Genomic DNA, 19338 nt, shown 5'->3' with positions numbered 1-19338 from the left:
AATCATTTCCTAACTATTTGCCAGAAGAACCAAATCCCCCATTTCGAGTCAGCTTTGGTCCCTCATCTTGATCCGCAAGTAAATAAGGCATAAAGATTCCTTGTCCAATTCGATCACCTTTTTTAATCTTACGGTCGACGATTCCAAAGTTTAGAATCTGGACAAAAATTTCACCCTCATTACTTTCATTATTGTAATAATCAGCGTCAATAACACCGATCCCGTTTGGAATTACCAAGTTTCGTTTTAAAGGATTACTTGAGCGATTCGCGATAATCAATACTTCATTTGGCTGCATGTAAGCCTTAATTCCCGTTGGAACCAAAAAGGGCTTTAAAGCATTCTCTGAATCCATGATGTCTTGTTGATCTAACTTTCTTCTAGCCTTAATGATACCCAATGACCGAATTAAACCAGTTTTCCAGATTGACGGAATAACCATGTCAACGGCACTGGCAAAGTCATATCCGGCAGCCTTTTCAGTTGCTCGTTTTGGCAAAGTCAAGCCGTCATTCTGATATTTTGAAACAATCTCAAAGCCTCTTTGCATCTTCTAATACCTCTTTATTCTCAAAAATTCCTACTATTATTTTACCAGTATTTCTTAAATTTTGACATTGCTTGACAAAATCATAAAGACCATTGAAAATTAATAATAGTGGTCAAGTTACTAAAAGTAACGACTTAATTTGAAGGGGAACAATCAAATGAATTCAGCAGATCAGCGAGAATTAAAGAAACACGTTGGAAAAGAAGCTGTTAAGCACGTTAAGGATGGGATGGTCTTAGGTCTTGGGTCTGGTACCACCATCAAGTACATGGTAGACGCACTGGGAGAGCGCATCAAAAATGAACATCTAAATATTATCGGTGTGCCAACCTCCAGTAAAACTAAGCGTCACGCGGAAAGCTTAGGCATCACTACTAAGGATGTTGACGAAGTCGACCACATTGATTTAACCATTGATGGGGCCGACCAAATTGACAAAAATTTTCAGGGAATTAAAGGCGGTGGAGCCGCTCACCTGATGGAAAAAATCGTTGCCATTAATTCTGATCGTAACATGTGGATTGTTGACGAAAGTAAGATGGTTAAAAAACTCAATTTTCCACTTCCGCTTGAAGTAATCCCTTATGGCAGTGGCCAACTATATCGTCGTCTCAATCGGATGGGACTTCATCCGAAATTTCGTCAAAGCACGAATGGAGGGAAATTAACAACCGATTCTGGTGACTACATTATTGACTTAGGCTTACCTGAAATCACGACTCCCGTTCAACTGGGCAAAAAACTTGATAGTATGACAGGAATTGTGGAACATGGGCTGTTCTTGAACATCGTAAACACCATTATCGTAGAACATCCCGACGGACCGGAAACAATTGAAGCTCGCTAATGATTTAACCGACCCAAAAATAACTACGCAACTATCATCAAAATCTAAATAACAAAAGGACGAAAACTTTGATTGAGTTTTCGTCCTTTTGTTATTTAAGGTAGGTCTTATCTAAAATATCTAAATCTGGGTCAAAGGTATAAATGATCGGCTTCCCGTTTTTAACTTCCACGCCATCAATTCCTTTATCACTGATATTTTCTAAATATTTAATTAAAGCTCGCAGTGTGCTTCCGTGAGCAACTATCAGTTGATTTTTACCATCCAGCAATTTGGGGGCAATCGAATCCTGCCAGTACGGAATCATCCGGTCATAAGCCATTTTAAGGCTTTCAGCTGGTGGCTCAATTACACCTAAGCGCCGATATTTTCGAATCGGGGACACCTGATCTAATTTAGGGGGAACAGCGTAAAAACTCCTGCGCCACTTCATAAACTGTTCGTCTCCGACCCGCTTTCTAACTTCCTCTTTATTTTGACCCCTAAGAGCACCATAGTGTCGCTCATTTAAGCGCCACGTCTTATGTTCAGGAATAAAATCCTGATTGATCACGTCCAAAACAATGTCAGCGGTGACAATCGCCCGTTTTAAGACTGATGTATGAACATCACCGAACTGAATCCCGGTCTGACCTAAGCGTTTGCCGGCCTTAATTGCCTCTTCTACGCCCTTCTTAGTCAGTGGAACATCACTCCATCCAGTAAAGGTATTAGTGTGATTTGCGACACTTTCGCCATGTCTCATAATTACTAACTTACTCATACAACCGCCTCAATAAACTAAATTTATTTACCTTCTTCAATCGTCTGATCGTCTAACATGGTTGAATCGGTCTCTTTATAACGCTCACCTACAAACGTAACCACCGAACCAATCAGGATAATCACAATTCCTACAATGGTAGGCAGATTAATCTTCTCGCCCACAAAAATCATTGCTAAGACTGGAGCTAAACCAGGCTTAATAAAGAATACCAGGGACGCAATTGAAACCCCTGAGTCTTGCATCGCTAAAAAGTAAAACGCAAATCCTCCGCCGGTTACACAGACTCCGATAAAGAATAAAATCCAGAAATTTTGTAAATTAACGTCCTTTAAGATCGGAATGGACGCAAATTGACTCAACCATCCCACCGATTTCATCCCACTTGAAACAAACGGGATATTGGTAATCAATGATAAAACAAATAACTCCAAAGAACCAGCAATAAAAGTGAAACAAGTGATGGTCACTCCATCTAATTCTCTTTTGACCGAGCAATACTGCGACAAAATACTGTAAAAGCCGAAAGTAACAGCCGATAAGAGTGACAAAATAATTCCAACTGGATTAGTTAAGTTAAATGGATTAACAATCACAATTAAGCCAATGACCGAAATGATTAATGAGATTAAGTTGGCCCGTCCAATTCGTTCATGCAAAATGAAGTACGCAAAGATTACGGCAAAGACCGGATTACAACTAAACAGGACGGCCACAATAGCTGGCTTATCGTACACAATCGCTAACTGGTACAGGGTCATACTAATTACCACGCACGCAAAACCGGTAAACGCAAACGTCTTCCAATCCTTTAAGTTGATTTTGCGTCGTCGTTTATGTAATTCATAGAAAGCGAACGGCAATAAAACAATCCCACCAATGAAGAAACGAAGTAAATTCAATTGAATTGGATTAAACTCACTTCCTGCCACCTTTAGGGCAATCTCCATTGAACTAAACATTAACGTCGAAATTAACACATAAATCACTGATTTTTTCACTTTAAGCTACTACTCCCATTCTTTACTTGTCTATTTTTCAATTGACTCGTCTTAATGGATTTGTTGCACAATCACCATTAAAATGGGCAAAACAACTAAACTGATGATCGTGGTTTCAGCGACCATCAGTGAAGCATAATCTGCGTCCGCACCATACTTTCTGGCTACCACCGGTGCGTTAGTCATAACCGGCATGGCAGCCTGCATAATGAAGACCTGTTTCATCAAAACTGGCATCCCGGTTGGAATAACCAACAGTGCCATTAAAATTGGTGAAATAATGAATCGACCCAGTAAAATTCCCCAATTAGAGGCACTAAAGTCAAATTTGTTAAAGTTGATATTTGCCATCGAAATTCCAATGAACATCATTGAAAGTGGGATGGTTAACCCACCAATATATTGAAAATCACTCATTAAAAAATCAGGAATTTTAATTCGCAGTAAAACCAAAATCACCCCAAAGATAAATCCCAGCAGTGGTGGTGACAAAATTTTACTCACGGTCTTTTTCCAGTCAAACTTGGAATTAGCGTCCCCATCACGTTGGATTAAGTAAACACCAATGGTCCAAAAAAAGGTCGTATTAGCCATGTAGTAAACTAACACGTACGGTAAACTTTTGGCCCCAAACAGAGCCATATTAACCGGCAATCCGACAAAGACGGTGTTTGAATTTAAAAACATCGATTCAAACACCCCCCGATGATACTTTTTAATTCGAATCACCCGCGCAATTGCCACCGAAATCCCAAACATGATTAACATACTAACGACCGGAAATCTTAAGTCTGGCAACGTTGAAAGTAACGTGTCGGTCGTAAAATCGCGACCAATCGTATAGATCATGTAACACGGCAAGGCTACGTCAATAACCAGTTTAACAATTAAGTTAGTTGAATCATCATTAAACCAGTGCCGTTTAGCCAAAACAAAACCGAGCACGATCATGATCAGTACAATTAATATCCCTGATATACTCTTAAAAAAAATACCCATTTGATCATCCTATTCTTGTAAGTTTTACTTAAGTTATTGTACCACACGATTTTACACCACTAGAAATTGCCCCAATAAGAATAATACGGTTATATTAAAATCTACTAAAAAGTTGAGAAATAACTAGCGTTAGCTGCCATAACTGCTATATAATTTGGGGCAGTATTAATAAATAAGCGGGGAATAATAATGTCAAACTACGATAATAATAATGACGACAATCGCGAATATAGCCGGAGAGCTGGTAATCCACATTTTTCCGAACCAAAATCAGAGCCAGCCGTTGACTATGATAACGAACCGCACCATCCAGTTGCCTGGACTTTTATGGGTATCATCTTATTGATTGTCATCATTGCCCTTGCTTTTGGTTTCCGTGCTTACACCCAGGCTCGTCATTCCTTTGGAGGAACGTTTCAAGACGATGGAATTGGAAAATCAAGAAACGTCTCAAACCTTCTAAAGAAACGAAAGCCGTTTTCAATCTTACTAATGGGAACCGACACGGGCGCCCTTGGTAGACACGACGTTGGCCGCACCGACACCATTATCGTTGCTACCGTTAACCCGCAAAAGCAGACCACTTACTTAACCAGTATCCCCCGCGATACCAAGGTCGTGGTCGACGGTGACTCACAGCCATACGAAAAAATCAACGCTGCTTACACCATCGGTGGTCCAAAGACTGCCATTTCAACTGTCCAGCATCTCTTAAACGTTCCCATCGACTACTTTGCGATCGTTAACATGGGTGGTTTAAAACAGATGGTTGACTCCGTTGGGGGTGTCGAAGTGAAGCCACCATTGACGTTTAAGTATGGGAATGCCAATGTAGTTAAGGGCAAAATGACCCATCTAGATGGTGATCAAGCCCTTGATTATTCTCGAATGAGGGATGATGACCCGAAAGGTGACTACGGTCGCCAACAGCGACAACGGCAAGTCTTAGAAAAATTAGTGATGAAAGGAATGGGAATTTCTTCCATTCCCAGGTACCAACAAATTCTTGAATCATTAAATGGAAACCTCAAAACCGATTTATCCTTTGATGACATGATTGCCATTAGATCTAAGTATGGTCCAGCCACTCATCACATCAAGTCTGAGACCCTTCAGGGGAATGAAGCAATGATTAACGGAGTCAGTTATCAAGTCGCCCAACCAGACGAATTGATGAACGTCTCAAACCATATTCGAACCACCTTGAATTTACCGCAAGCTAAGGGTTTAACTCCTAAACAACAAGAAACCAATTCCCCTAGTAATGGTGATCCATTCAACAACAATACTGCTACCAATGATTCATCAGGGAGTACCACCGATCAAAACTCAACGGCACCAGCATATTAAAATAGACTTGTAAGAATAGGGCTAATAACCTATCTTGCAAGTCTATTTTTATTTATGGGATCTTTTATCTAATTTCATTTAAATCAAGACCAAGAGCCTTTGTTACTCGAGTCCCATACTCTGGGTCAGCCTTATAAAATTGTCTGGTTTCTAGGATTTGGATCTCATGATTATCAACGGAACCAAGCGTTTCTTTGATCGTATTAATCAGGCGATCACGTTCCTCTGGTTTCATTACATGATACAACTTTCCGGCGGCACTATAGTAGTCAGTGTCATAGGGTTTAAAGGCTCCGGTTTCACCTTCCACTTTATCGGGACTGATTGAAGCACTCAAATCTTCAACTGGACCACCCTTACCGTTTGGTTCATAGTTGACCGATCCGTCTTGTCCTTGTGCCATTTGACCATCACGTTCGTAATTTTCAACCTTGTCTAATGGACGGTTGACCTTTAATTGTTCATAATTAGCGCCTAAACGATATCTTTCCGCGTCCTTATACGCAAACAACCGTCCTTGAAGTAACTTATCAGGACTTGCTTCAATCCCAGGGACTAGGTTAGCGGGTGAGAAAGCTAATTCTTCCACATCGTCAAAATAGTTAGTTGGATTTTGGTTTAAGGTAAATTCCCCAACTTCTTGTAGTGGGTAATCCTTATGAGAAACCACCTTAGTTACATCAAAAATATCTGGTTTGTAATCAATTCCTGCTTGATAAGGGATAATCTGAACGTAAACTTTCCATGTTGGATAGTTCTTTTGTTCAATTGCATCGTATAAATCATGAATTAAATAATCGGTATCTTCAGTTGCTGCTTTTGAAGCTTGTTCATTAGTCATGTTCTTAACCCCTTGTTGACTAATGAAGTGATACTTAACCCAAAATGGAGTCCCTTCTTTATTAACCCACTTATACGTGTGACTTCCATAACCATTCATTGTTCGATAACTAGCCGGATTACCACGATAACCCATCAGGTAGGTGACCTGGTGAACTGATTCTGGTGAGTGAGACCAGAAATCCCACTGCATCTCTTGTGAACGTAAATGAGTCTTAGGATCACGCTTCTGGGAATGAATAAAGTCAGGAAACTTAAGTGGATCGTTAACAAAGAACACCGGAGTATTATTACCAACAATGTCGTAATTGCCTTCTTGCGTGTAGAATTTCAACGCAAATCCACGAACATCACGAACGGTGTCAGGATAACCAGCTTCACCCGCAACCTGCGAGATTCTAATGGTCATTGGGGTTTCTTTGCCCACACCATTGAATAAATCAGCTTTAGTGTACTTACTCATGTCATGTGTAAGTTTAAAAACGCCCTTGGCGCCAGCACCTTTAGCATGAACGACTCGCTCTGGAATCCTCTCACGATTAAAATGAGCTAACTTTTCTAGTAATTGATAATCCTGCATCAAAACAGGACCACGAACACCAGCTGTTTGAGAATGTTCGTTATTAGCCCACGGTTGACCAGCTTCGGTTGTTAATTTATCTGACATAATTATCACACCATCCTTGTTAATTAATCGTTCACTTCTTAGATTAATCGTGCACAACTTAATGTCAACAAAAGAGACTTAGAATTAAAAAGAACACCATATCTTAAAATGATATGGTGTTCTTGAATTAAATGATGCGGCCAAGAAGACTCGAACTTCCACCGGGATAAATCCCGACAAGATCCTTAATCTTGCGCGTCTGCCAATTCCGCCATGGCCGCATTGCTACAATAAACATCATAGCAAATTTAACGAGATAGCGCAATGAATTTTTTAATTATTCTTCACCACGAATCGTGGCACCATCCCTATCAAGGTCAACTAACTTACATACTCCATCCAATTGATCGTTACTTTCAATCTTCTGTTGTAACTTGGTGAGTTGGTCATAATCTCCTAGCGTAATAATCGATGAACCCACTCCACTAATGTAAGTTCCGTAGATTCCTAGTTCATGAGCAGTCTGTTTAATTACTTTGAAGTCTTTAAAATCATTACCCTGTCCAGTGCGAACCAAACTATCAGCTTCAATCATTCGGGCCGCTTTATTCCAATCATTTTGCATTAATGCAGCGACAAAAACGTTCGAAGCGCTACTAGTCTGTACCTCTTGACCAAACGTAATTTCCTTTGGGAAACGTTCCATTCCCTTCTGTTGGGTAATCTTTTCATTTCGAATGAAAACCAAGGCTTGCATCTCATCGGGCATATGAGCTTTGACAACGTCCGTCTTTCCATCCTCATAGTGAGAAATTGTTATGTCTCCCAGAATGGCTGATGCAATGTTGTCGGGATGTCCCTCCATTCGACTCCCAATATTAATTTGGTCATTAACTGATAAATTCATATTTTCAAGCTTGTTAGCAATTTTAATTCCCGCAGCAATCGCTGTGGTACTAGATCCAAGTCCTTTTTCCAGTGGAACATCTGACATTACCGTTAGTTGATGGGGCATGATTTTAGGGTTAACCTTTAAAATCGTTTGAACCACCAAATTTTTGTCATCGTGAGGAACTGAATCGCCAAACGCATGATTGACCCGCCACTTCTCAGTTTCTTCTTCAACGATCACCGTGTAATACATGTGAAGAGCGAGCCCAACCGAATTATAGCCATTACCAACATTACCAGAAGTTGCTGGGACCCTCACAATAATTTTTTCCATGATACTTCACTCCTTCTTAACTAGTTTTAGCTTACCACGACACTTACTACATACAAAACGTGAGATATTAACCCGTCGCTTTCGTCGATATAATTGGCCACACTTAGTACACTCATAAAGATAATGATAAGCTGATTGTGCTTTCAAAATTGGAGCATAACGACTACCACCTACAGCTCTTAACAACTGCTTAAATTCTTTTGAACGATGATTAGCGGAATACCCTGCTAAATGAAGATGATAATGAACGAGTTCATGTTTAATGATTCCCACTAATTCTTCTCTAGAGATCCTCTTCGCCATCGTCTGATTAATATCAATATTATGGTCTTTAAGGTGGTATCTACCACCCGTGGTTTTCAATCGACCATTAAAATATGCGCGGTGCTTAAATGGTTTCCCAAATGACTCCAATGAAATTTGTTCGACCAGTTTCTGTAATTCATCGTCATGCAAATAAGTTCGCTCCTATTCTGGACCAACCATGGAAAGTTTAATTCGTTTTCGATCTAAATCAACACTTAACACCCACACGTCGACAATGTCACCAACAGAAACAAGCTTTGCTGGATCCGATATAAACCGATCACTCATTTTTGAAATATGAACGAGACCATCCTGTTTTACCCCAATGTCGACAAACGCACCAAAATCCGTAACATTGCGAACGGTTCCCTGTAATTTCATTCCCGATTTCAAATTTTCAATCTTCATGACATCCGATTTAAGCAACGGCTTCGCCATCGTATCACGTTGGTCACGTCCGGGATTTTTCAAACTAGCTAAAATATCTTTGACCAACTGCTGATCAATTGATAGTGATTGTGATAAATCAACTTCATTTGCTTTTTCAAGCTTTTTTCGACCTTCATCAGAACTAAAATTATCAATTGTAAGTCCCATTGCTGACAAGATTTGTTTAGCTTGCCGATAACTTTCTGGGTGAATATCAGTATTGTCCAATGGATTCTTGCCATTAATGATACGTAAAAATCCAACTGATTGTTCAAAAGCCTTTGGTCCTAATCGTTTAACTTTTTTTAATTGATTACGGTTAGAAAAAGCACCGTTTTCATCTCGATATTCAACAATATTTTGTGAAGTGGATTTAGTTAATCCCGAGATGTGTTCAAGTAGATTTGGACTAGCGGTGTTCAAGTTGACCCCGACTTGGTTAACGGCGGTCTCAATCACCCGATCCAACTGTGCATCAAGGTTACTTTCAGAGACATCATGCTGGTACTGACCAACCCCAACCGCTTTGGGGTCAATCTTAATCAACTCAGAAAGTGGATCCTGTAGTCGTCTTCCAATACTAATGGCTGAACGTTCCTCAACGTGAAGGTTAGGAAACTCTTTTCGCGCATTGTTACTAGCAGAATATACCGATGCCCCAGCTTCACTAACAATTACGTAATGAACCAGATAATCAATGGATTTAATTGCATCAGCGACAAATTGTTCCGATTCGCGTGACGCCGTTCCGTTACCAATTGCAATCATTTGAACGTGATACTTCTTAATCAGGTCAATCAACTGTTCTTTAGCACGCGCTTGTTGTGATTCCGTTGCTGGTTTAGTGGCTTTAATAATTTCCTTTGCCAAGAATTTACCGTTTGCATCAATGACCGCTAGTTTGCATCCCGTTCGGTACGCTGGGTCAAAACCAAGAACCACCTTACCCTTGATTGGCGCCTGCATTAACAGGTGATACAGATTTCTTCCAAACACTTCAATGGCATGATTTTCTGCGGCTTCAGTCATAGTGGAACGAATTTCACGTTCGATGGCAGGACCGATGAAGCGCTTATAAGCATCTTTTGAAGCGTCTTTAACAAAGTCAACTGCGGGACCATTATGATTACTAACCACATGAAAATCAATGTAATGCATAATGGCATTAACATCAACATCTAGTTTCACGGTCAATACCTTTGCTTTTTCACCACGATTGATTGCTAAAACCCGATAACTCGGAACCGTTTTGGCTCGCTCACTAAAATCGTAGTAATCACCATAAACGCCACCTTCGTCATTGACCTTTCCTTTAGGTTTAACCTTTGCCGCCAGCATAGCGTTTTTTAAGGTATAGTTTCGAATCCATTCCCGAAACTTAGCGTTGTTTCCAATGGCATCCGTAATGATTTCACGGGCTCCATCTAAAGCGTCATTAACGGAACTAACGTCGTGATCATCATCTATAAAGGACTTTGCCAGTTGTTTTAATGGCTCATTTTGAAACTTTAAAATTGCAGTTGCAAGTGGCTCTAATCCCTGTTCCCTTGCAACCATCGCCTTTGTTTTTCGTTTTTGCTTATATGGCAAATACAAGTCTTCCACAATCTGAATACTGTCAGCATTTAAGATGTCTTGTTTTAACTGCTTGGTTAATTGGCCTTCTTCGTCAATCTTTTTTACCACTTCTTCCTTTCGGTGGCTCAGCTTTGCTAGACGCTGGTAAGTATCCTCAAGTTCCCGAATGGAAACCTCATCCAAATTACCGGTTCTCTCTTTGCGGTATCGTGCAATAAACGGAACGGTATTACCATCCTCAAGCATTTCTAAGGTTTGTTGAATTTGTCGTTTCGAAATGTGTGGTAACGCTTTTGCAGTTTGATCAATTAAAGTTTTTTCCATTTTTTCACCATAATCTTTCAAATAAAAACTCCATTAAATAATTAACGGAGTTATTGTAATCAAATTTATTTCCAAAACGTATCATAAACATTAATGGGAAGGTGTCGCTTATGTTGAGTTTTCAAATACCAATTTTCAATCACATTAGCTGCACTAGAACTAATGTCCTGGCCTTCTAAAAAGTCATCAATATTTTTATAACTAACCCCAAGTGCTTTTTCATCTGGAAGAGCTGGACGATCATCTTCAAGATCCGCCGTTGGGGTTTTCTCGTAAAGGTTTTTAGGTGCGTCAAGGTACTCAAGAAGCGCACGACCTTGTCGTTTATCCAGTCGCCAAATTGGAACAATATCAGAGGCACCGTCACCAAATTTAGTGTAAAAACCAGTCACCGCCTCGGCGGCATGATCAGTGCCAAGTACAATCCCTTGATTGGCACCAGCAATGGTGAACTGTGCGATCATCCGCGTCCGAGCTTTAACGTTGCCCTTATTAAAATCAGAGACAGCATCACCGTTAGCTTCAACCGCTTTTACCATCGCATCGACTGAATCCTTGATATTGACGCGTTCAACCCGATCAGCATCCATAAAATCAATAGCTTCCATAGCATCCGATTCATCAGCTTGTTCACCATAAGGAAGGCGAACCGCAATAAACTGATATTCAGTATCACCCGTTTCTTCCCTTAATTCATTCATTGCCATCGATGCCAATTTTCCCGTCAAAGTGGAATCTTGACCACCAGAAATTCCCAGTACTACTGATTTAATGAACGAATTCTTTTTAACGTAATCCTTAATAAAATCAACACTACGTCTAATTTCTGTTTCAGGATCGATCTTTGGCTGAACCCTTAAAGCATTAATAATCTGTTTTTGCAGTCGTTTTTGTTTCTCATCCATTACTATCACCTACTCTAATTTTTGCTCAACCCCATTATGAATTTCATTAATCAAACTCATCTTGTGGTCCCATAATTTCTTAGAAAGATCAACTGGGTAATCTTGTGGATTTAACTGACGCTTGTACTCTGGCCAGAGTGCCTTCAAAGAGTCAGTCGCATGCTGCTTAGTAGCCTCTAACGTCGGCATTTGATATACCTGCTTTCCATCTTTAAAGATATCCTGTAAGAGCGGTTGAGCATTAAAGTTGGTAATAGTCTTGTTAATGTACGTGAAATGCGGATGGAACATGTACACGGAAGACTGTTCACGTGGATCTTCACCATCAAGTGTGATGTAATCTCCCTCAGACTTACCGTCGTCTTTTTCAGTAATCCGCCAAACTTGCTTCTTACCTGGAGTGGAAACCTTCTCAGCATTATTGGAAAGTTTAATGGTATCGACCATGTGCCCTTGTTCATCTTCAACTGAGACCAACTTGTAAACCGCACCAAGTGCGGGTTGGTCAAAAGCCGTAATTAGCTTGGTCCCAACTCCCCAAGAGTCGATTTTGGCATTTTGCATCTTCAAACTACTAATGGTGTATTCATCAAGGTCGTTGGAAGCCACAATTTGAACATCCTTAAAGCCAGCTTCATCCAGCATTTCTCTAACTCTTTTTGATAAGTACGCCATATCACCGGAATCAATTCTGACACCTTGAAAGTTAATCTTGTCGCCCATTTCTTTTGCAACTCGAATTGCATTTGGGACCCCACTTTTAATGGTATCAAAGGTATCTAACAGAAAAGTACAGTTCTTATGGGTTTGGGCATACGCCATAAATGCATCATAGTCATTTCCAAATGATTCAATCAAAGAGTGCGCCATCGTTCCGCTGACAGGAATGCCAAATTCCTTACCAGCTAACACATTGGAAGTCGCGTTAAACCCACCAATGTATGCCGCTCTGGTTCCCCACAGTGCTGCATCAACTTCTTGGGCTCGACGACTACCAAACTCCATTAAAGGATTATTTCCAGCTACCATTCGAATTCGAGCCGCTTTAGTAGCGATTAAAGTCTGATAGTTCACCATGTTCAAAATAGCGGTCTCAACTAATTGACATTCCGCAATCGTTCCTTCAACTTGAACAATGGGCTCGTTGTTATAAACTAAATCACCCTCAACAGCAGAACGAATTGTTCCAGTAAACTTGAAGTTACGAAGATAATCTAAAAATTCATCGGAATAATCGCTAATTGACTTTAAATACTTAATGTCCTCATCAGTGAAGTGAAGGTTGTTGATATATTCAATAATGTGTTTTAATCCTGCAAAGACGGCATATCCATTTCCAAAGGGCATGTCTCTAAAAAAAACTTCAAATACAGCATGACGATTTTGCATATGTTTTTCAAAATAAGTTGCCATCATATTGATTTCATAATAGTCAGTGTGTAAAGTTAAATTATCAGGACTTTGTAATGTTGACATCTTTAATCTCCTCTAGCCCTTTCAGGCTAAACTATTGTTGTTACTCGTTGCACATTATATCACATAATAACCAAAAAGAAGGCTAACAGATGACGCACAAATTTCCGACCACCGACATCGCTTCCATCCCCTTTGTTAACACGACTTTCACCGAATTTATGCAAGTAATTGAATCCCAAATAGACGGCCACCAAAACACGTTCGTGGTAACCGCAAATCCAGAAATCGTCGTTTATGCTAATCGTCACCCTCACTACCAAAAAATTTTAAAAACGGCTACTTACGTCGTTCCGGATGGGATTGGTATTATCAAGGGCGCCAAAATGTTAAATGACTCGATGCCAGAACGAATTACCGGCTATGACATTTTTAAAACACTATTAGCTTGGGGAAACCAAAATAACAAGTCAGCTTATTTTCTGGGAGCCAAACCCGATGTCGTATTTGATTTACGAAAAGTCTTAACCGTTAACTATCCACATTTAAAAATTGTGGGGATGCAGGACGGCTATTTTAAAAACGACTCTCCCATCATTAACAACATCGAAAACAACGACATTGACATGATTTTTGTTGCGACCGGTTTCCCTAGCCAAGAAGAATTCATAGCAAAATATCGAGCCAAAAATAACGGGCTGTGGATTGGGGTTGGAGGCAGCTTTGACGTTTTAGCTGGACACGTCAAGAGAGCTCCTAAGTTCTGGATTAATCATCACATCGAATGGCTCTATCGCCTTTTTAAAGAACCCACCCGTTTTAAACGAATGCTAGCCATTCCTGAATTTTTAAAATTAGTTCGAAAACAAAAAAAGGATGAGAAGTGATCTCATCCAACTTTATGAGCCCTCGTTAGTAGGGCTCTTTTTTATTTATTTAGGTAAAACTCAAATCGCTCAGCAGCATACTGAGCCTGAACAAACTCAAATGGTTGCTGATTTTGAAGATAAGATATCTGTTTTAGCTTAAGAATGGGTGCCTTAACCTCAATATCCAGTAAATCAGCAATTCGATCAGTCGCTAAAATCGCCGAAATAAATTGCTTCGCGCTTCTTGGACGAAGTCCCTTCTTGTCCTCTAAAGAACGATACAGGGAACTAGAAACATCTTCTTCACTTAACCCTTCGACCATCGATGCATTAACAGCTGCCACTTCATAGCAAATCGGAATGTCGTCCCCATAGCGAATCCGATTCATCCGCAAAACCCGATCATCCTGACTCAGCCCCAAGACGGAGGCTTCCTTAAAGGTGGGCTCAACAATCTTATATGACAAGGTTTTGGTGGATGGCTTTTTTCCTTGAGCCAGCATAATGTTAGTAAAACTGGTTACTCCGGACATCTTTTCTTGAACCTTTTGGTTAGTAACGTACGTTCCTGAACCGGCAATCCGTTTTAATATTCCATCCTCAACGAGCGCTTGAACAGCTTGCCTGAACGTCATCCGACTTACTCCGTACTGTTCGGATAGTTTTCTTTCAGATGGAATCCGGGTTCCCACTTTCCAGCTTCCGTCTTCGATCTTACTCTTAATATCATCATGAATTTTAATATAAACAGGTACTGTCATAATTACTCCTACCTTGGCATAAAAAAATCGACTAACATTTGTTAGTCGATTTTACACCAATAATTAGTATTGGGCTAGCTGGGTTCGAACCAGCGCATCACAGGATCAAAACCTGTTGCCTTACCACTTGGCTATAGCCCAAGAATCAATGGAGGGGAGTGGATTCGAACCACCGAACCCGAAGGAGCGGATTTACAGTCCGCCGCGTTTAGCCAGACTTCGCTACCCCTCCATAATAAATGAGTAATTCGTAGTAACGAATCAACGTTTATTATATTACACGGGATCATGATGTTAGTCAATACTTTTTTTCAAAAAATAAAAGGCGCTAACTTTACAGCGCCTTTCATTATAGTGATTTTAATTTACTCCATCCATCAGTTTTTTCACTGGTTTGATCATCAATAATAAGACAATTCCAAACAAGATGGCTACAAGTCCAACGATTCCAAAGTACGCGATTTCGTGTCCCGGAGTGTAGAACTTAACGATTTGTGAGTTAACCGCCTGACCAGCAGCATCCGCTAAGAACCACATACTCATCATCTGTGATTCAAATGCTTTCGGAGCAAGTTTGGTGGTAACGGAAAGCCCAATTGGTGAAATCAACATTTCGGCAATTTCAACAATGGCCCAACTACCAATTAGCCATAATGGGCTAACTTTAGCTGATGAACCAAATAGGAAAATTGGAATCATCATAAATAAGTACGAAAATCCAGCGAAAAACATTCCCCACGTAAACTTAACTGGGGAGCTGGGCTCTTCTTTTCTTTTAGCCAGATATGTCCATAAGAATGCGAACAGTGGTGTGTACAGCATAATGAACAATGGGTTAAGTGACTGATACCAAGTAGCATTAATGTGCAAAAATCCAAGGTTATTGTTAGTTTGATTTTCAGCAAACAAAGCCAAAACAACGGAGCCCTGTTCCTCAATGGCCCAGAATACCGCAGCAGCGATAAATAATGGAATATAGGCAAGAACCCGTGAATGTTCTGTCTTAGTAACCTTCTTACTTCTCAAAATAACAACGAAGTAAATAATTGGGGTTAAAATTGCGATGATACTCAATAACAAAACAAAGTTATCAATACTCAAAACTTTAAAGTACCACATCCCCGCGATAATAACGGCAAATACAGCTAAGCCACCAATAATTTCAAGAACTAAACGATTCAAATCATCTGGTTCTAAGGGATCACTTGGATATAAGCCATCGATACTCAAAGTCTTTTTACCGCTAAAGTAGTAGTAAATTAAAGCAAAGAACATTCCGATCGCAGCAAGTGAGAATCCAGCATGGAAATTAAAGTCCATTCCGACGGTCCCAACTAAGATTGGAGCAATGAAGGACCCTAAGTTAATCCCAAAAACAAAAATAGTAAATCCAGTATCACGTCTTGGATCATTTTCACCATATAAGGCACCAACCATTTCTGAAACATTTGGTTTTAACAGTCCAGTACCAACGGTGATTAAGACAATGGAAATAAACAACGCTCCGGCACCAAATGGTAATGAAAGTACCACGTGCCCAAACATAATTAAAATTCCACCATACAGAACGGTCTTTCGACTCCCCCAAACTCGGTCACTTAAATAACCACCTAACACTGAAGTTAGAAATACCAGTGAACCGTAAATTGCCATAACTGAAGCTGCTGTGGTTGGAGAAAATCCTAATCCACCCTTGGCGACTGAGAAATACATGTAGTATAAAAGAATTGCACGCATCCCGTAGTAACTGAATCGTTCCCACATTTCAGTGAAGAACAGTGTTTGCAACCCTTTTGGCTGCCCAAAGAACGCATGGTCGAGACTCTTCTCGCCTTGTCCGTTCATAAAATCTCCTCCTGTCAATCTTTTAACAATTATCAGAAATAATACCATTCTTGATTTTCATTTACAATCATATCTCGACAAAAAATTTGTTAGAATAGTGATTATCAAGGAAAAGGAAGTGAATAATACATTGTTCAAGGAATTTAAAGAATTTATATCACGAGGGAATGTGGTTGACATGGCCGTCGGAATTATCATCGGGTCTGCCTTCACTTCGATCGTGACTTCATTGGTTAATAACATTTTTAACCCGTTTATTGGACTGTTCTTAGGAAAAATCGATCTTTCATCACTTGCCATCACCGTTGGAAAAGCAAAGATAAAATATGGCTTATTTCTAAACTCAGTCATCAATTTCCTGCTGATTGCTTTCATCGTCTTTTTATTGGTCAAATTTATCAACAAATTAACTAATAAAAATCAAAAAAAGCAAGAAAAGAAGGCTCAAGAACCGAGCCTTACTGATCAATATCTAGCTGAAATTGTTAAACTGCTTAAAAAGTAATTCCTTAATCACACCAACGCTCTGTTGGTGTTTTTTTATAGCATATCTAGGTATCTGTCGCGTTCCCATTGAGAAACGTTTTGTCTGTAAGCATTCCATTCCATGTTCTTTGCATCCAAGTAATTTTGATACATGTGAGGTCCCATGGCTTTCTTCATAAGTGGATCAGCTTCATATGCTTTAAGCGCATTATGAAGGGTGGAAGGTAAGTTTTCAATATGATCTAATTTTCGTTCCTTGCCATCCATATGATAGATATTACGGTCAATTGGTTCACCTGGTTCAATTTTGTTTTTAATACCATCTAAACCAGCTTCAAGAATTGATGCAATTGCTAAGTATGGGTTAGCTGAAGGATCAACACTTCGAAGTTCAAGGCGAGTGCTAAGACCACGACTAGCTGGAACTCTAACTAATGGTGAACGGTTAGATGCCGACCATGCCACATAGACCGGTGCCTCAAAGCCAGGAACTAGTCGCTTGTAGGAGTTAACGATTGGGTTACATACAGCAGTTAATGCTTTAGCGTGCTTCAAAAGTCCACCTAAGAAGTAGTATGCCGTTTGTGATAATTCCAGGTCACCATCTTTATCATAAAAGACGTTGTCACCATCTTTATCAAACAATGACATGTTGATGTGCATCCCAGATCCATTGATACCATTCAGTGGCTTTGGCATGAAAGTGGCGTATAATCCGTACTTTCTAGCAACTGTTTTTACAACTAACTTAAAGGTTTGAATATGATCTGCCGTAACCACGGCGTTGTCGTACTGAAAATCAATTTCATGTTGTCCAGATGCTACTTCATGGTGAGAAGCCTCAACTCGAAAGCCCATATTTTCTAATTCAAGAACCATATCACGACGAATATTGGCTGCCAAATCCATTGGTGCCAAATCAAAGTAACTTCCGTGATCATTCAATTCAGTGGTTGGATTACCCTTATCGTCCATTTTGAACAAGAAGAATTCAGGTTCTGGGCCAATGTTAAAGTTAGAAAAGCCCATTTCTTTCATTTCATCCAGAACACGCATTAAATTATTTCTTGGATCACCAACGAACACCTCGCCATCTGATGTATGAACACTACATGTCAGACGAGCAACCTTACCGTGTTCGTCACCCCATGGGAAGACCATCCACGTTGAAAGATCAGGGATCAGGTACATATCACTTTCCTCAATGCGTACGAAACCATCAATTGAAGATCCATCAAACATAATCTTACCATCTAAAACCTTGTTTAGTTGGTTAACGGGTACCTCAACATTTTTGATGCTGCCCATCAAGTCAGTAAACATTAGTCGAATAAATCGGACGTCTTCATCTTTTACCATTTGGCGAATGTCGTCTTTTGTATAATCATGTACCATAAGTAGTCTCCTTATTTTAAATACTTACCCTGTTGCTTTAAATCAGAATCATCATACAAGCGTCCAGCTTTTAAAATATCGTCTTTCAAGTATTCGCGGACATCTTCATCACTAAGTGATTTATCACCACTATGTAAAAGTTTTCGACGACGTTGTTTCTCAAATACTCTTTTAACCTGAGCAATTGTCATTCCTTCAATAAGATAGTTGTGAATCTCAAGAATTTGGTCCACATTATCTAATGAATACAAACGTCGGTTTCCTGATGTTCGTTTAGAATGAACAAGACCATGATCATCGTAATACCTTATTTGTCTGGATGATAAGGAAGTAAGCTTCATAACCGTTCCCATTGGCAGAACCGCTAAAGATTTCCTCAGTACTTTTTCACTCATACGCATATCTCCTTGATATGACACCATTCTATTCGTTATTGATATAAGCGTCAACAACCTATGTTATGAAATGTAACACTGATCCAAGTTTAACATAAAACTTGCAATATAAAAAAAGACACAAGAAATAAATTCTTGTGTCTTCATGTATGTATGTGCATCTTCAAGCACACCATTAGATTCTATTCACCCATTATTGCTATGCCAAAGGTTTAATCATCATTAAGAATGAATAAAAGATTTATGCCGGCTGCAGGACTTGAACCTGTGACCCTCGGTTTACGATACCGATGCTCTACCAGCTGAGCTAAGCCGGCAAAATGACGATAAATTAAAAGTGCTAACGGCAATTGTTGTTAGCACTCAGACATAGCTCCGGCAGGCGGGCTCGAACCGTCGACAACCTGATTAACAGTCAGGTGCTCTACCAACTGAGCTATGCCGGAATAA

General features: G+C 39.9%; 18 protein-coding genes and 5 tRNA genes. 4 read left to right on the top strand and 19 right to left on the bottom strand.

Translation table 11 applies throughout. The features are described 5' to 3' along the window. Window positions 1-13: 13 nt before the first annotated feature. Window positions 14-550: a dCTP deaminase/dUTPase family protein gene (locus AC6UC9_RS06340; RefSeq protein ID WP_500701484.1), complete on the bottom strand. Its 537-nt coding sequence runs from the start codon at window positions 548-550 to the stop codon at window positions 14-16. Window positions 551-707: 157 nt separating this feature from the next. Here AC6UC9_RS06340 and rpiA point away from each other — a divergent pair, with 157 nt between their 5' ends. Then, window positions 708-1397, top strand: coding sequence for a ribose-5-phosphate isomerase RpiA (gene rpiA / locus AC6UC9_RS06335; RefSeq protein WP_500694485.1), 690 nt, complete (start codon window positions 708-710; stop codon window positions 1395-1397). A gap of 91 nt (window positions 1398-1488) precedes the next feature. Here rpiA and AC6UC9_RS06330 read toward each other — a convergent pair whose 3' ends face one another. Genes AC6UC9_RS06330 through AC6UC9_RS06320 form a run of 3 tightly spaced genes read right to left on the bottom strand, consistent with a single transcriptional unit; the run spans window position 1489 to window position 4160 of the window. Beyond that, the gene (locus tag AC6UC9_RS06330) at window positions 1489-2160 is read right to left on the bottom strand and encodes a 2,3-bisphosphoglycerate-dependent phosphoglycerate mutase (RefSeq protein WP_500701483.1); all 672 of its coding nucleotides are present in this window, start codon (window positions 2158-2160) and stop codon (window positions 1489-1491) included. Between the two features lie 23 nt (window positions 2161-2183). Next, on the bottom strand, window positions 2184-3161 hold the full coding sequence (locus AC6UC9_RS06325) for a DMT family transporter (protein WP_500701482.1): 978 nt from the start codon (window positions 3159-3161) through the stop codon (window positions 2184-2186). Between the two features lie 51 nt (window positions 3162-3212). Further along, window positions 3213-4160, bottom strand: coding sequence for an AEC family transporter (locus AC6UC9_RS06320; RefSeq protein WP_500696790.1), 948 nt, complete (start codon window positions 4158-4160; stop codon window positions 3213-3215). Between the two features lie 189 nt (window positions 4161-4349). Here AC6UC9_RS06320 and AC6UC9_RS06315 point away from each other — a divergent pair, with 189 nt between their 5' ends. Further along, complete coding sequence (locus AC6UC9_RS06315) at window positions 4350-5510, top strand: LCP family protein (protein WP_500701481.1); 1161 nt, start codon at window positions 4350-4352, stop codon at window positions 5508-5510. A 64-nt stretch (window positions 5511-5574) separates the two neighbouring features. Here the strand turns inward: AC6UC9_RS06315 and AC6UC9_RS06310 are convergent, their stop codons facing one another. The 7 genes from AC6UC9_RS06310 to AC6UC9_RS06280 all read right to left on the bottom strand — a co-directional run bounded on the left by AC6UC9_RS06310 (window position 5575) and on the right by AC6UC9_RS06280 (window position 13200). Beyond that, complete coding sequence (locus tag AC6UC9_RS06310; RefSeq protein ID WP_500701480.1) at window positions 5575-7017, bottom strand: catalase; 1443 nt, start codon at window positions 7015-7017, stop codon at window positions 5575-5577. A 135-nt stretch (window positions 7018-7152) separates the two neighbouring features. Next, window positions 7153-7238: transfer RNA gene (locus AC6UC9_RS06305), tRNA-Leu, on the bottom strand. Between the two features lie 56 nt (window positions 7239-7294). Beyond that, window positions 7295-8182, bottom strand: a complete 888-nt coding sequence (thrB, locus tag AC6UC9_RS06300; protein ID WP_500701479.1) for a homoserine kinase — start codon at window positions 8180-8182, stop codon at window positions 7295-7297. 6 nt (window positions 8183-8188) lie between these two features. Beyond that, window positions 8189-8638, bottom strand: a complete 450-nt coding sequence (locus AC6UC9_RS06295; RefSeq protein WP_500701478.1) for a SprT family protein — start codon at window positions 8636-8638, stop codon at window positions 8189-8191. Window positions 8639-8650: 12 nt separating this feature from the next. Next, window positions 8651-10819 carry a Tex family protein gene (locus AC6UC9_RS06290; RefSeq protein ID WP_500701477.1) on the bottom strand — a complete coding sequence of 723 codons (2169 nt, stop codon included), beginning with the start codon at window positions 10817-10819 and terminating at the stop codon, window positions 8651-8653. Window positions 10820-10884: 65 nt separating this feature from the next. Next, window positions 10885-11724, bottom strand: a complete 840-nt coding sequence (gene nadE / locus AC6UC9_RS06285; protein ID WP_500701476.1) for an NAD(+) synthase — start codon at window positions 11722-11724, stop codon at window positions 10885-10887. 9 nt (window positions 11725-11733) lie between these two features. Next, on the bottom strand, window positions 11734-13200 hold the full coding sequence (locus AC6UC9_RS06280) for a nicotinate phosphoribosyltransferase (protein ID WP_500701475.1): 1467 nt from the start codon (window positions 13198-13200) through the stop codon (window positions 11734-11736). Between the two features lie 89 nt (window positions 13201-13289). Here AC6UC9_RS06280 and AC6UC9_RS06275 point away from each other — a divergent pair, with 89 nt between their 5' ends. Continuing rightward, entirely contained in the window at window positions 13290-14024 is a 735-nt protein-coding gene (locus tag AC6UC9_RS06275) for a WecB/TagA/CpsF family glycosyltransferase (RefSeq protein WP_500701474.1), read from the top strand. Window positions 14025-14065: 41 nt separating this feature from the next. On the opposite strand, the gene AC6UC9_RS06270 is transcribed toward AC6UC9_RS06275, so the two are convergent. The 4 genes from AC6UC9_RS06270 to AC6UC9_RS06255 all read right to left on the bottom strand — a co-directional run bounded on the left by AC6UC9_RS06270 (window position 14066) and on the right by AC6UC9_RS06255 (window position 16612). Beyond that, entirely contained in the window at window positions 14066-14767 is a 702-nt protein-coding gene (locus AC6UC9_RS06270; protein ID WP_500694496.1) for a GntR family transcriptional regulator, read from the bottom strand. 69 nt (window positions 14768-14836) lie between these two features. Beyond that, a tRNA-Gln gene (locus tag AC6UC9_RS06265) sits at window positions 14837-14908 on the bottom strand. Between the two features lie 8 nt (window positions 14909-14916). Further along, window positions 14917-14999: transfer RNA gene (locus AC6UC9_RS06260), tRNA-Tyr, on the bottom strand. A gap of 128 nt (window positions 15000-15127) precedes the next feature. Next, window positions 15128-16612, bottom strand: a complete 1485-nt coding sequence (locus tag AC6UC9_RS06255) for a peptide MFS transporter (protein ID WP_500694497.1) — start codon at window positions 16610-16612, stop codon at window positions 15128-15130. Between the two features lie 130 nt (window positions 16613-16742). Between AC6UC9_RS06255 and mscL the strand changes: the two genes are divergently transcribed. Continuing rightward, window positions 16743-17117 carry a large-conductance mechanosensitive channel protein MscL gene (mscL, locus tag AC6UC9_RS06250; RefSeq protein ID WP_500694498.1) on the top strand — a complete coding sequence of 125 codons (375 nt, stop codon included), beginning with the start codon at window positions 16743-16745 and terminating at the stop codon, window positions 17115-17117. A gap of 35 nt (window positions 17118-17152) precedes the next feature. Here mscL and glnA read toward each other — a convergent pair whose 3' ends face one another. The 4 genes from glnA to AC6UC9_RS06230 form a co-directional block, all read right to left on the bottom strand. Beyond that, the gene (gene glnA, locus AC6UC9_RS06245; RefSeq protein WP_500694499.1) at window positions 17153-18493 is read right to left on the bottom strand and encodes a type I glutamate--ammonia ligase; all 1341 of its coding nucleotides are present in this window, start codon (window positions 18491-18493) and stop codon (window positions 17153-17155) included. Between the two features lie 11 nt (window positions 18494-18504). Continuing rightward, window positions 18505-18888, bottom strand: a complete 384-nt coding sequence (locus tag AC6UC9_RS06240) for a MerR family transcriptional regulator (protein ID WP_500694500.1) — start codon at window positions 18886-18888, stop codon at window positions 18505-18507. Window positions 18889-19132: 244 nt separating this feature from the next. Continuing rightward, window positions 19133-19205: transfer RNA gene (locus tag AC6UC9_RS06235), tRNA-Thr, on the bottom strand. A gap of 56 nt (window positions 19206-19261) precedes the next feature. Continuing rightward, window positions 19262-19334 (bottom strand) — tRNA-Asn (locus AC6UC9_RS06230). Window positions 19335-19338 lie beyond the last annotated feature (4 nt).

The sequence above is a fragment of the Fructilactobacillus sp. X7R4C1 genome (assembly GCF_059901115.1).
The sequence above is the reverse complement of the archived record's forward strand: the minus strand, read 5'-3'. Positions and strand labels throughout refer to the sequence as shown.